This window comes from Oscillibacter sp. 1-3, from assembly GCF_000403435.2.
Taxonomy (GTDB): domain Bacteria; phylum Bacillota; class Clostridia; order Oscillospirales; family Oscillospiraceae; genus Oscillibacter.
The window spans coordinates 47,896-60,930 of record NZ_KE159710.1 but is presented as its reverse complement, the minus strand read 5'-3'; the positions used below and the strand labels follow the sequence as shown (position 1 = coordinate 60,930).

At 59.2% G+C, this 13,035-nt stretch carries 11 protein-coding genes; 1 reads left to right on the top strand and 10 read right to left on the bottom strand.

Annotated elements, in window-relative coordinates; all coding sequences use genetic code 11:
• Positions 1-152: 152 nt before the first annotated feature.
• Positions 153-695: a DUF4364 family protein gene (locus tag C816_RS16070; RefSeq protein WP_016323460.1), complete on the top strand. Its 543-nt coding sequence runs from the start codon at positions 153-155 to the stop codon at positions 693-695.
• Between the two features lie 81 nt (positions 696-776).
• On the opposite strand, the gene C816_RS16065 is transcribed toward C816_RS16070, so the two are convergent.
• From C816_RS16065 to C816_RS16015, 10 genes are all read right to left on the bottom strand, one after another.
• Entirely contained in the window at positions 777-4,274 is a 3,498-nt protein-coding gene (locus C816_RS16065; RefSeq protein ID WP_016323459.1) for a DNA polymerase III subunit alpha, read from the bottom strand.
• 1 nt (position 4,275) lies between these two features.
• On the bottom strand, positions 4,276-5,340 hold the full coding sequence (locus C816_RS16060; RefSeq protein ID WP_016323458.1) for a hypothetical protein: 1,065 nt from the start codon (positions 5,338-5,340) through the stop codon (positions 4,276-4,278).
• 35 nt (positions 5,341-5,375) lie between these two features.
• Positions 5,376-6,281 carry a DNA-binding protein WhiA gene (gene whiA, locus C816_RS16055; RefSeq protein WP_016323457.1) on the bottom strand — a complete coding sequence of 302 codons (906 nt, stop codon included), beginning with the start codon at positions 6,279-6,281 and terminating at the stop codon, positions 5,376-5,378.
• A 260-nt stretch (positions 6,282-6,541) separates the two neighbouring features.
• On the bottom strand, positions 6,542-6,919 hold the full coding sequence (locus tag C816_RS16050) for a hypothetical protein (protein ID WP_016323455.1): 378 nt from the start codon (positions 6,917-6,919) through the stop codon (positions 6,542-6,544).
• Positions 6,906-8,000 (bottom strand): gluconeogenesis factor YvcK family protein, encoded by a 1,095-nt coding sequence (yvcK, locus tag C816_RS16045; RefSeq protein ID WP_016323454.1) that lies wholly within the window; start codon positions 7,998-8,000, stop codon positions 6,906-6,908. Before yvcK ends, C816_RS16050 begins: the two co-directional genes overlap by 14 nt.
• A 268-nt stretch (positions 8,001-8,268) precedes the next feature.
• Positions 8,269-9,132 carry an RNase adapter RapZ gene (rapZ, locus tag C816_RS16035; protein WP_016323453.1) on the bottom strand — a complete coding sequence of 288 codons (864 nt, stop codon included), beginning with the start codon at positions 9,130-9,132 and terminating at the stop codon, positions 8,269-8,271.
• Between the two features lie 27 nt (positions 9,133-9,159).
• Positions 9,160-10,083: a UDP-N-acetylmuramate dehydrogenase gene (gene murB / locus C816_RS16030; protein WP_016323452.1), complete on the bottom strand. Its 924-nt coding sequence runs from the start codon at positions 10,081-10,083 to the stop codon at positions 9,160-9,162.
• 103 nt (positions 10,084-10,186) lie between these two features.
• Complete coding sequence (locus C816_RS16025) at positions 10,187-11,110, bottom strand: ROK family protein (RefSeq protein WP_016323451.1); 924 nt, start codon at positions 11,108-11,110, stop codon at positions 10,187-10,189.
• A 25-nt stretch (positions 11,111-11,135) separates the two neighbouring features.
• Entirely contained in the window at positions 11,136-12,074 is a 939-nt protein-coding gene (hprK, locus tag C816_RS16020; RefSeq protein ID WP_016323450.1) for an HPr(Ser) kinase/phosphatase, read from the bottom strand.
• A 251-nt stretch (positions 12,075-12,325) separates the two neighbouring features.
• Positions 12,326-13,033, bottom strand: a complete 708-nt coding sequence (locus C816_RS16015) for a pseudouridine synthase (RefSeq protein WP_016323449.1) — start codon at positions 13,031-13,033, stop codon at positions 12,326-12,328.
• Positions 13,034-13,035 lie beyond the last annotated feature (2 nt).

The window sequence follows — 13,035 nt, the reverse complement described above, 5'->3', positions numbered from 1 at the left end:
GCCGCCTTTCCTGTGCTGCTCCAATCATACCAACCGCTGTCCAAGCCGTCAAGGCAAAAATCTACAAATTTCGGGAATTTCGCCCTGTACAACCGAGCCGGAAATGCGGTATACTGGAGGACAGGAAATCAGAACACGACGGAGGTGCCGCCATGGCCGGATTTATCCAAGACAAACTGGAAATCAAATTCCTGATCCTCTACATTGCCGCCAGAATCATCGAGCCCATTCCCTTTGATCTGGTACTGGACCTGGCTATGTGCGATGAGGGCGTGGACTACTTTGACTTCTCCGAATGCCTGCGGGACCTTGTAAAGACAGAACACTTAACAGTTTCCAATGACGGCATGTACACGATCACAGAAAAAGGGATGCGAAACAGCCAGATCTGCGAATCCAGCCTTCCCTATTCTGTCCGGCTGCGGTGTGACAAAAACATCAGCGAGTGTAACCGGAAGCTTCGCCGCAAGAGTCAGGTGCGCGCCTCCTGTGAGAAGCGCCCCAATGGGACCTATACGGTGCGCCTCTCTCTGAATGACGATATGGGCAGCCTTATGGACCTGAAATTGATGACAGTCCGGGAGGATATGGCAAACATTCTGGCAGAACGGTTCCGTCAGGCCCCAGAACGGACATACAGTGAAATCATGAATGTCCTGCTGGCTGAGGAGCCGTCTGACCCCAGCCAAAAGTGACAGAAAACAGCCAAAACCGGCGCTGTGAGCTGCTCACAGCACCGGTTTCCTTTATATTGGTCAAATCAGCTATTATATCGGTTATTTTACCACAACATTCTCAGTTCCAAGGACTTCACGGGCCTCTTTCAGCAAAGCCTTGTGGAGCAGAACCCGCGTTCCATAGACCTTTCGGGTATCCGCCATCACCATTTTCACCTGTGTTTCCCCGGGAAACATAGTGAACACCAATTTTAAGTGTCTCAGGGCAGGATGGTCCAAACTGGGAAATTTCAAATAGAGAACCTCCCCTTTCTCCAGCTTGTCCGCAGGGAGCTCCATAGCCTGCTCCGGCGGCAGGCTGCCAGTGACTGTGGCCAGCGGATAGGCGCTGTCGCACATGATCTGGGGCGCTTTTTCGTCCCGGACGGACAGCTTTCCCTTTACCACCACCGCCTGATTCTCTCTGAGATAGGCGCCGCAGAGATCCAGCGTTCTGGAAAAACACAGCATCTCAATAGAGGCGGTGTCGTCCTCTACCGTCACGTAGGCCATCAGGCTGTTGTTCTTGGTGGTCTTGGTCTTGCTGGAGGTAATCACCCCTGCGAGAACCACCCGCTGGTTATCGGCAAACCTGACAGGACCGCCCTCCTGGGCAAAGTCCGCCAGAATGGAGCCGATAGTGGGCGCGTTCAGCATCTGCACCTGCTTGCGGTACTGGTCCATTGGATGCCCGGAGAGATACAGCCCGGTGGTCTCCTTCTCCATGGTCATCATCTGCTGGGCGGTGAACTCCGGGATGTCCGGCAGGCGGACCCGTTTCGGCGCCGTCCTGCCAGTAGAGGCTCCCATGGAGAAGAAGTCCATTTGTCCCTCCACATTGTCCCGCCGCTGGGCGGCGGCGGAGTCCATAATCCCCTCATAGACTTTCATCAGCTGGGAGCGGCGGGCCCCGGTGCTGTCGAAGGCCCCGGAGCGGATCAGATTCTCCACCGCCCGCTTGTTCATATCCGTGCCCTGCATCCGCTCACAGAAATCGTGGAGGGAGTCAAAGGGACGGACCTGCCGCTCCCGCATCACCGCCTGAATAAAGCTTCGACCAATGTTCTTGATGGCCACCAGGCCGAACCGGATGCCTCCCTCCTCCACAGCAAAGCAGTCGGCGGAGCGGTTGATGTCCGGCTGCAGCAGAGCAATGCCGCACTCCTTGCACTCGTTGATGTACCCCGCCACCTTGTCGGAGTTATCCAGAACACTGGTCAGCAGCGCTGCCATGTACTCCTTGGTGTGGTGGCACTTAAACCAGGCCGTCTGATAGGCCACCACCGCGTAGCTAACAGCGTGGGCCTTGTTGAAGGCATACTCCGCAAAATCGTAGATTTTGTCGTAGATCAGCTGGGCAGTAGCCTCGGAAATCCCATGAGCCAGGCAGCCTGTAATGTCTCTTTCCTTGTCACCATGCAGGAAGGCCTCCCGCTCCTTCTCGATGTCCTTAACCTTCTTTTTGCTCATGGCCCGGCGCACCATGTCTGCCTGGCCCAGGGAATAGCCCGCCAGCTCCTGGAAGATTTTTATGACCTGCTCCTGATAGACGATACAGCCGTAGGTATTGGAGAGAATCGGCTCCAGCAGTGGGTGGTCATAGCGGACCTTCTCCGGATTTCTGGCACACTCCAAAAACTGCGGAATCGAATCCATAGGGCCGGGGCGGTACAGGGCGATAATGGCAGTGATATCCTCGATACTCCGGGGCTTCAGTCCCACACACACGCCGGTCATGCCGGCGGACTCCATCTGAAACACGCCGGATGTCTTTCCGGCGGAGAGCATCTCATAAGTCTGCACATCGCCTTCCGGCACATCCTCCAAATGGAAACCGGGCTGCTCCTCCTGGAGGATCTTTACAGCGTCGTCCAGCACCGTCAGGTTCCGCAGGCCCAGAAAGTCCATCTTGAGGAGGCCCAGTTCCTCAAGAGTGGTCATTACATACTGGCAGACTACGGACTCGTCATTTTTCGCCAGAGGCACATACTCATAGACGGGCCTTCGTGTGATGACTACGCCGGCGGCGTGGGTGGAGGCGTGACGGGGCATCCCTTCCAGGGCCTTGGCGGTGTCAATGAGACGTTTTACGGTCTCGTCGGTCTCGTACATCTCCCGCAGGGACCGGGACAGCCGCAATGCCTCCTCCAGAGTGATATGGAGATTGTTGGGCCCGCTGGGCACCTGCTTGGCGATCTGGTCTACGTCGGCATAGGGCAGATTCATCACCCGGCCCACGTCCCGGATGACGCCCCGGGCAGCCATAGTGCCGAAGGTGACGATCTGGGCCACGTGGTCATCGCCGTATTTCCGGCGTACGTAGTCCACCACCTCGCCCCGGCGGGTATCGCCAAAGTCCATGTCAATATCCGGCATACTCACCCGCTCCGGGTTCAAAAACCGCTCAAAGTACAAATCGTACTTCACCGGGTCAATGTCTGTGATAGAGAGGCAGTAGCTGACCATGGACCCCGCCGCGCTGCCCCGCCCCGGTCCCACGGGAATGCCGGCCTCCCTGGCAAAGCGCACAAAGTCGGAGACGATGAGGAAATAGTCCGTAAAACCCATCTTCTCGATCATGTTCTGCTCGTATTCCAACTGTTCCCGGTGGCTGCCGTCCTCGCCGTATCGGGCTTGGTAGCCCTCGTCACAGAGTTTTTTCAGGTAGGAAAAGCTGTCGTACCCTGGGGGCAACTGAAATTCCGGCAAGTGGTACTTGCCGAAAGTAAACTCCAGATTGCACATGTCCGCGATTTTCGCCGTGTTCTCCAGGGCGCCCTCATATTCCCCAAACAGGCTCTCCATCTCCGCCTCGTCCCGGAGATAGAAATTCCGGGGCTCGTAACGCATCCGGTTCTCATCGTCCAGGGTCTTGCCGGTCTGAATGCACAGCAGTACGTCGTGGGCCTCGGCATCCTCTTTGCGGAGGTAGTGGGCGTCGTTGGTACAGACCAAGGGCAGGCCCGTTTCTTGATGGATTCGCAGCAAACCCTGGTTCACAACAGCCTGATCCCGAATGCCGTGGTCTTGGAGCTCCAGATAGAAGCGCTCCGGTCCGAAGATCCCGCTGAGTTCCAGAGCATAACTTTTTGCGTTTTCGTATTCCCCATTCCGCAGCCGCCGGGGAATCTCCCCCGCAAGACATGCGGACAGGGCCACAAGGCCGCCGCTGTGGCGCCTCAAGAGCTCCATATCCACCCGGGGTCGGTTGTAAAAGCCTTCTGTCCAGGCCATGGAGACCATGTAGGAGAGGTTCCGATACCCCTCCTCGTTCTCGCACAACAGCACCAGATGGCGGCTCTCTGCGTCAAATTCATGGAGCTTATCAAACCGGGTGCGGCCCTGGGGGGTGACATAGACCTCACAGCCGATGACCGGCTTGATCCCCTCCGCCTTACAGGCCCGGTAAAAGTCGATAACGCCGTACATGACCCCGTGGTCAGTGATGGCGCAGGCGGTTTGTCCCATGGACTTCACGATTCTGGGCAGATCCCGGATGCGGCACGCGCCGTCCAGCAGGCTGTACTCCGTATGGACATGCAGATGGACAAAGGACATATCACACCTCCTCAAAATATGTCTGCAAAAACTCTAATATCTTGCGGGAACCTGGGCTTTTTAAGGGGCTGCTCCGCATTTGACGAACAGCGCAGACTACCGTGAAAAAGAACGGCGGCAGGGCGATCCAAGGCGGATATTCCCGCCAAAGACAGCTGAAAACCACAAAAAAAGCAACCAAAAACGGCAGAAACGAAACTGGCTCACAGCAAAACGCTCCCCGCAGGATACTCCCGCCCCGGCCATCCGGTTCCACAGCGCCGCAAAAGGGGTCCGCAAACTGCCAGGTTTTGAACCAGCCTGCGAAAATCCGCAAAGATCCGGCCTCTCTCTGCCCCTCTTCTATCTCTGTCCGGGAGAGCTTCAAACACGGTCCCCGCCACTCCGCAGACCACTTGACCCGCACATCCTCCGTCAGCATTCCCTGTTGGGAAATCCAGGTCTCCACAGCGGCGGGCAGTTCCTCTGGCGGCAGGACACTGTAAAAGACAAAGCGTCTCCTCCTCGTGGACTTCACTCTCTGGGGAAGCCCTACCCACTCCGCCCGCTGGGTCTCAGCATCTGGAAACAAAACGCCATCCGGCTCCCGAAGGAGCAGATATTTCTGAATCCATTGAAGCAGTTCTCTCTCCCGCTTTCTGGAAAAAAAACGTATAATGCCAAAAGTCAGAAGATACAGCACAGCGGCTGCTGCACATCCCACCCAGAGTCCGGTCATCAGCGCACGTGAAAATGGGACGCCACACACAAGCTCCGCGAGAAAAAACTCCAGACATAAGCCGACGCCGCCGATCAGCAGTCCCCACAATTCCCGCCCCGCTGGCAGGAAGGAGCCGGTAATAACACATCCCGGAGACTGCCCCTCCTCTGTCCACAGCCGCAGGGGCACAGGCGTTCCGCCGTAGCCGTCCGAATTCCGCAGCCAGAGATAGCACCCCCAGTCCGTCAGCTCGCCGCGGACCTCATACCGCTTCGCCCCGCAGACCGCAAAGCTCTGGAGCAGAATATTCAGCCGGTACCAGACCTCGTCGCATGTCAGCTCACTGTGAAACTGATGATGCTTCATCCATTGCCCTCCACCGCTTGTACAGCATTTTCTCTTTACAGCTCTTCCGCCAGTTCCATCAGCTTCCGCAAACGGTGGTTCAGGCAGGACTTTGTTACCGGCGGGTCCAGAATCAGTGCCAGCTCGGACAGGGGCAGCTCCGGATTCTCCAGCCGCATCTCCGCCGTCTGGCGCAGCTTGTCCGGCAGCTGGTCCAGTCTGCCCGCCGTCTGCAGCTTCCGGATGGTCTCCGCCTGCTTCTGGGCAGCCTCCACGGCCTTGTCCAGATTGGCGGTATCACAGTTCAGCCGCCGGTTTACGCTGTTGCGCAGATCCTTCTCCATCTTTGCGGACATCACCTGCATGGAGGCCACCGGCGCGCCGATGAAGGTCAGAAAATCCTCAATCTGGTCACTCTGTTTGAAATAGGTCACAAAGCTGTTGTTCCGGGCAATACTCTTGGGCGGGTATCCGCATTCCCGCAGCAGCACCTCCAGCTCCCGGCTGGCCTGGAGATGGGAGGTAGTCAGTTCCAGGTGGTAGCGCTTGAGGGGATCAATGGCGCTGCCGCCCGCGAAAAAGCACCCACGCAGAAAAGCTCCCCGGCAGCAGCTGTCCTCCAGCAATCCGAAGTTGATATGGAGCACCAGATTTTGCAACGGGTCATAGCCCAGCAGATTGATGATCCGCTCCAGCTTTTTCCGCTCCGTGATCTGAAAGACCATCTTCCCCTGCCCCTCCTCGACCCGCTCCGGCCTTCGGTCGAACTGGAAGCTGAACGCCCGCTGGAAGAGCTTTGGGAGCCGGCCCGCGAAGTTGGGGTTTTCCGTGATGATCCGGACCTCGGTGGAGCTGAAGGTGTTGCAGTACAGCAGGATTCCGTAGGCCTCCGCCCGGGCGCAGCACAGCTTCTGAACAGGCAGTTTACATAATTCATTTTTCGTGTCGTAGGAAAAGGACATGAGAAACATCTCCCTGTTCGCCATAAATCAGCCCAGAGCAGTTCCCGGAAATAATCAAAAAAAGAAAGTGAGGATCAAGATTGCGGTAGGCAAAGGACGCAGGCGGGCTGGCGCCCGTCAAGGACGTCAGATCCTCGAACCGCTGAACGCTTCTCAGTATTTTGGGGACTGCTCTAGCGTCTGTTCAAATAAGACAAATATTCGGGATTCCATGTAAATCTTGCCGGAAAGCCGTTTGATTTGGTTGATGCGAACAGGTCCTATGATGCCCGCCATCCCACTTCCTTCGCAATCCGCTTGACATGGGCAATAAACACGTCGTCAGACTTGTCCTCCGGTATATCCTGATCCGCCGTTGACGCCCAGCGGTAAATCAGTTCAATACTGCCGTACCCTCTTCCAAACAGTTTGGCATACCGCAGGCAGTTCTCAACTGTGGGTGCGCTCTGCAAAACAATCCGCAGATCCTGGTCGCTCCACGGCTTTCCGTAATTTGGCCGCTCACGCTTTTTGTCATTCTTCTTCTGATACTCCGAGAAGCATTTTTCTATGAGCTCCATCCGCTCTTCAAAAGACATACCGTCGACCGATTGATCAAACGCTAAGATAAGAGACTGCTGAAATTCACTTTTTTTCATCTTCATATCCCCTCTCAGTGCGTCTCCTACCCTCCATCCGGTAGCCGTTGTCACGACGGCCAAAGCGGTCCCCGGCAATCCGGACGCTGCGTTCGGCGTGAAGCAGAATCAGCTCCCGGGCCAGATGGACGGAATGGTGGCGAACATAGCCGTCCTCCACCGTGGCAATGGGACGGCTGACCACCTCCACCCCAAGAGCGGCGCATGCCTCCACGTCTCCCCGCAGCGGCTCTGCTCCCTCCTCCGCGTACCGGGCGGCAACGCTTTTGGGGATGGGAGAGGAATTGCATAGGCACAGATCCACAAGCCCCGGGGCGGAGTGGTGAATGATTGCCGCAATATGGTCGGAGACCGTGTATCCCTCTGTCTCCCCCTCCTGAGTCATCACGTTGGCCACATAGATTTTCAGGGCACTGGACTCCTGGATGGTCTCCACGATGCCGTCCACCAGAAGGTTGGGGATGATGCTGGTATAGAGGCTCCCGGGCCCCAGGACGATCATATCCGCCTGGCGGAGGGCAGTGATGGCCTCCGCCAGGGCCTTGGGGCGCTCAGGAATCAGCCTCACCTGCTTGATGCGGCAGTCCTCCCGCTTCTTGCAGTAGAAGATCTTGGACTCCCCCACCACGCTGGCGCCGTTTTCAAACTCCGCCTCCAGCCGTACGTCCGCCGTGGTCACCGGCAGGACCCGGCCCGTGATGGCCAAGACCTCGCTCATGCGGCTCACTGCCGCGTCAAAGGAGGACGAAATGCCGTTCAGCGCCGCCAGGAAGAGGTTGCCGAAGCTCTGCCCCGCCAGAGATCCCTCGGAAAACCGGTACTGCATCAGCTGACTCATCAGCGGCTCTGTGTTGGCCAGAGCTTCCAAGCAGTTGCGAATGTCGCCGGGAGGCGGCATTCCCAGATCCTGGCGCAGCATTCCAGAGCCGCCGCCGTCGTCCGCCACCGTGACAATAGCGGCGATATTCTCCGTATATTGCTTCAGGCCCCGCAGCATGGTGGAAAGGCCGTGTCCGCCGCCGATGACGGCGACCCGCGGCCCGTATTCCCTGGGGACCCGGTAGGATACTCGCTGTTCCATGGTCTCTCCTTTTATTTCAGATCCGCCTTCCGCTCCCCTGACGCCGGCGCCAGGTTCGCACCTGCAGGATCATCGCTGTTATGGAAATCAAAAGCCCAACCGTGAAAAGAGCCAATTTCCCATATAGATGGCTGGGTGCGCACATCAGCAGAATATTCGCGCTCATCAGCAGGACCAGCCCCAAAAGGGCGAAACCCAGAAGGATTTTATTCCAGTGCCGCACAGGCGTTTTCGCTCCTTTCCAGACCTCCGTACCCGGGCGGCGGTTTTATCCGCCCCGGCCCATGTCCCGGTGGTTCTCCGTCACCTGATAGCCCAGCTGCCGGATAAACTCCGCCAGAGCGCGGGTCACCGCCACGGAGCGGTGGCGGCCTCCGGTGCAGCCCACGGCAATGACCAGCAGGGCCTTGCCCTCCTCTGCATACAAAGGCAGGGTAAAGGCCATCAGCTCCTCCAGCCGCCGGAGATACCCTTGGGTCTGCTGAAAACTGAACACATAGTCCGACACCTGGCTTTCCAAACCGGTCTTCGGCCGCAGCTCCTCAATGTAAAAGGGGTTGGGCATAAACCGCACGTCCAGCACCAGATCCGCCTCCATGGGCAGCCCGTACTTAAAGCCAAAGGATGTGACGCTGACCGCCATGCCCCCCTTCTCCTCCGCATTTCCGAAGAGACGCAGCAGCTCTCCCCGCAGCTTGGCGGTGGAGAGCCGGGAGGTATCGATGACGAAGTCCGCCCGCTGCCGCACCGGTTCCATGACCTCCCGCTCCCGGCGGACGGCGTCCTCCAAAGAGCCGGCCTGAGCGCTGAGGGGATGCCGGCGGCGGGTCTCCTTGTAGCGCTTGATAATGGTCTCCGGCGAGGCGTCCAAAAACAGCATCCGGCAGCTGGACTCCATGGCTTTGAGCTGGTCCAGAATACCAAAGAGCTCTGCGGGGGAGCTGCTGGTCCGCACGTCGTAGACCAGGGCCACCCGATCATAGCGGCTGCTGGCCCCGGCGCAGAACTCCGCAAATTTCAGGATCATGGCGGCGGGCATATTATCGATAATATAAAAGCCCATGTCCTCCAGATAGGAGGCCGCCTTGCTCTTTCCGCCTCCGGAGAGGCCGGAGATGATCAAAACGTCCATATGCTCTCCTTTCCAGCCGAAAGCGGCTCACTCTACGTCCAGGATGCGGACCTCCGGTTCCAGACGGACGCCAGTCTCTGCCAGCACCCGCTCCTGCACCTGGCGGACCAGCTCCAGCACATCCTCGCAGGAGGCCCCGCCCCGGTTGATGAGAAAGCCCGCGTGCTTTTCACTGACCTGGGCGCCGCCCACGGTCAACCCTTTCAGCCCGCACTGTTCAATCAGCGTACCGGCGTAATGGCCCTCCGGCCGCTTGAAGGTACTGCCCGCACTGGGGTATTCCAGCGGCTGGCCGGCCTTCCGCCTGGCCATCAGTTCCCGCATTTTCTCCCGAATCACAACGGGATCGCCCGGGGACAGCCGGAACACCGCATGGAGGACCACCGCCTCCGGACAGTCCATCAGTAAACTGTGCCTGTAAGAAAAGGCCATCTCCCCGCCGGAGATGAGCCTGACCCCCTCCTCCGGAAACAGAACCGACACGCTCTGGATGACCTGGGCCATCTCCCCGCCGTAGGCGCCGGCGTTCATGTACACCGCGCCGCCCACCGTGCCGGGAATGCCGTGGGCGAATTCCAGGCCCGTCAGCCCCTGCCCGCAGGCAAAGTCCGCCGTCTGGGCCAGCGGAGCTCCTGCCTCCGCCAAAACGGTATCCGGCTCAGGTCCGGCCTCCACCCGGCGCAGACCCGCCGCAACGATCACCAGTCGGTCCAGACCACCGTCGGGGGCCAGAAGATTGGTGCCGCTGCCAATCACAAGGGGCCGCGCCCCACACTCTCTGGCAAAGGACAGCAGCAGCACCATCTGCTCCCCGCTCTCCGGAAAGGCCATCCGCCGGGCGGGGCCGCCGACGCGGAAGGAGATATGCTTTGCCATCGGCTCCTCCTCCGCGATTCTCATATCCGGCAAATAGTCCGCCGCCCACTTGTCAAGCTCTGCCACCCAGTTCATTCACGGGCCTCCTTCATTAAAATGCCTGAAACCTGTATCCATCATCAAAAACGCTGACTGGGCGAGGGATGTTTTCGCCGCTCGAGACAGGGAATCCAGGTTCTCACATGACGCGCCCCAGGAACGCCGCGCCGATGATGCCGGCGTCGTTCCCCAGCTCCGCCCGGAGGATCTTCGTGACCCGTCCGCCGTGGCTGGAAAAGCTCTCCCGTGCCACGATCTCCCGCAGGGGCTCCAGCAGCAGATGATCCGGCGCCGCCGCCACGCCGCCGCCGATGGCGATGACCTCGGGGCGGATGACGTTAATCAGGCTGACAGCGCCGTCCGCCAGATCCTCCACATACTCCCGGCACACCTCCAGCGCGGCCTGGTCTCCCCGCTCCGCCGCCAGGAAAGCCGTCCTGCCCTCCACGCCGCCCTGCTGGGCGGCGATCTCATGGAGCAGGCTGTCCGGCTGGCACTCCATAACCTCCTTTGTCAGGCGGATCAGGCCGGTGGCGGAGGCGTACCGCTCCCAGCAGCCGTAGCGGCCGCAGTTGCACAGCTCACCGCCCCGGCGCATAACGATATGCCCAGCCTCACTGGAGGCGGGGCCGCCCCGAAGCTTTCCGTTCACAATCAGCCCCACTCCGACGCCAGTGCCCAGGGTCACAATGCCGAAATCCTCCGTACCCTTGCCCGCCCCGCAAAAAAACTCCGCCACGGCGGCACAGTCCGCGTCGTTGCCCAGCAGCAGCGGAAGGTCCAGATGCTGCCGGAACAGCTGCTCCAGGGGCACGTTCTCCATAGGGATGTTGGTGGTAAACAGCACATCGCCTCCGGACACCGCCCCAGGCAGGCCGATACCCACGTACTCGGCAGATCCCCCCTCCGCCAGAACCGACCGGGAGAGCTCCGCCAGCGTCCCGGCGAAATTCTCCGGCCCCTGGAAGTCCAGAGGTACTCGCTTGACCCGCAGGATCTTCCCATCGCCGTCTACCAGACCGGCCTTCAGGTTCGTTCCACCCACGTCAATACCGATATACATATCTTATCCTCCGTTTATGCCTGTATCAGCCAATCTTTCCACTTCCAAGGTCTGCCCGCTGGTCCACACGGCGGGCCAACTCCTCTGCGGCGTTGAACCCAAGACGGCGCTGGCGGTTGTTCATAGCCGCCACCTCCACAATGCTTGCAAGGCTCCGCCCCGGACGTACTGGAATGGTAACGCAGGGTACCCGCACATCCAGAATGTCGATGAAATGATCCTCGATCCCGAGACGGTCATAGAACTTCGTGTTGTCCCACTGCTCAAAATTGACCACCAGATCCAGCTGGGATTCATTTTTGATGGACCGAAGGCCGAAGAGCTGCCGCACGTCGATGACGCCGATGCCCCGGAGCTCGATGTAGTGCCGGATCACCTCCGGCGCGGTACCTACCAGTCCGTTGGAGAACTTCCGGATCTCCACCGCGTCGTCTGCCACTAGGCGGTGGCCCCGCATAATCAGCTCAATGGCCACCTCGCTCTTGCCGATGCCGGAGTCGCCGGTGATCATCACCCCCTCACCGTGGATGTCCAGCAGCACGCCGTGGCGGGTGACGCAGGGGGCCAGCACCCGGTTCAACAGCTCAATGGTCTGGCTGGTAAAGTCCACGGTGGTCTCCTTGGTGCGCAGCAGCGTCCGGCCGTGGAGCCGGGCGCTCTCCAGACACTCCGGAAAGCAGTCCAGCTCACGGGCGATAACCAGAGCCGGGATGTCGTACAGGAAAAAATCGTCAAAGCATTTCCGGCGCGCCTCCTCCGGCAGGCCCTTGAGGTACATAACCTCCGCCTTGCCGATCACCTGGAGACGCATGGGATCAAAATAGTCGTAAAATCCCTGGAACTGCAGGCCGGGACGATTCACATCCGTAATCGTCAGGCGCGTGGAATCGTAATCCCTGCCCTTGTTCAGGATCTCCAAATGGGATAAACTCACAAATTCCGCCAGTTTCAAGCCAGCGCTCATGACAAAGCCCTCCATTTCCGGCACGCAGTCCCCGCACCGTTCCCGCCCCGCCAGTAAAAACGGGACTGAATCGTAAAAATTTGATTATTTCATTATATATGAATTTTCCGGGTTTCGCAATACTTTCCAATCATCCGTCGGAAAAATCGCGATTTTTCCAGCCGCAGTTCACGAGGTGTCCGACGGTCAGGCCCCGCGGGCAGCAAAACAGCCGCCAAACGGCGGCCATTTTCACACAGAAAACAGCTTTCTCACAACTGCTTCAGCTCATCTATTTCTTTCTTTGTTAAGTACCGCCATGCCCCGATTGGAAGCGTTCCCAGCTCCAGAGTATGCTCCCGGACACGGCGTAGCCGCCGAACCGTCAAACCGCAGGCGGCGCACATCCGCCGCACCTGCCGGTTCTTTCCCTCGTGAATGGTGACGGACAGCTCCGCCGTCTCTTCGGAGCCTCTCAGCACCGAAACCTGGGCAGGACGGATGACCTCGCCCTCCAGATCCCGCAGGGCGGACAGCCGCTCCGCCGCCCCCTCCACCGCCCCGGAAACCGAGACATGGTAGGTCTTGGAGACCTCGTGGCTGGGATGGGTCATCCGCTGAGCCAGTTCTCCGTCATTGGTCATCAGCAGCAGTCCTTCGGAGTTCAGATCCAGCCGGCCCACCGGGTAAACCCGGACACCGCAGTCCTTCACAAGATCCGCCGCCGTATGGCGGCCCTTTTCATCCGAGAGCGTGGTCACATAGCCCCGGGGCTTGTTCAGCATCAGATAGACCAGCGCGGCTTTGGACAAGAGGCGGCGGCCGTCAATGCGGATCTCGTCCCGTTCCAGGTCCGCCCGCTGTCCCAGAGAAGCCGTAAAACCGTTGACCGTCACCCGTCCGGCAGCGATATATCCCTCCGCTGTCCGCCGGGAGCAGACGCCCGCAGCGGAGAGGAGCTTTTGCAGACGCTCTTCCATCT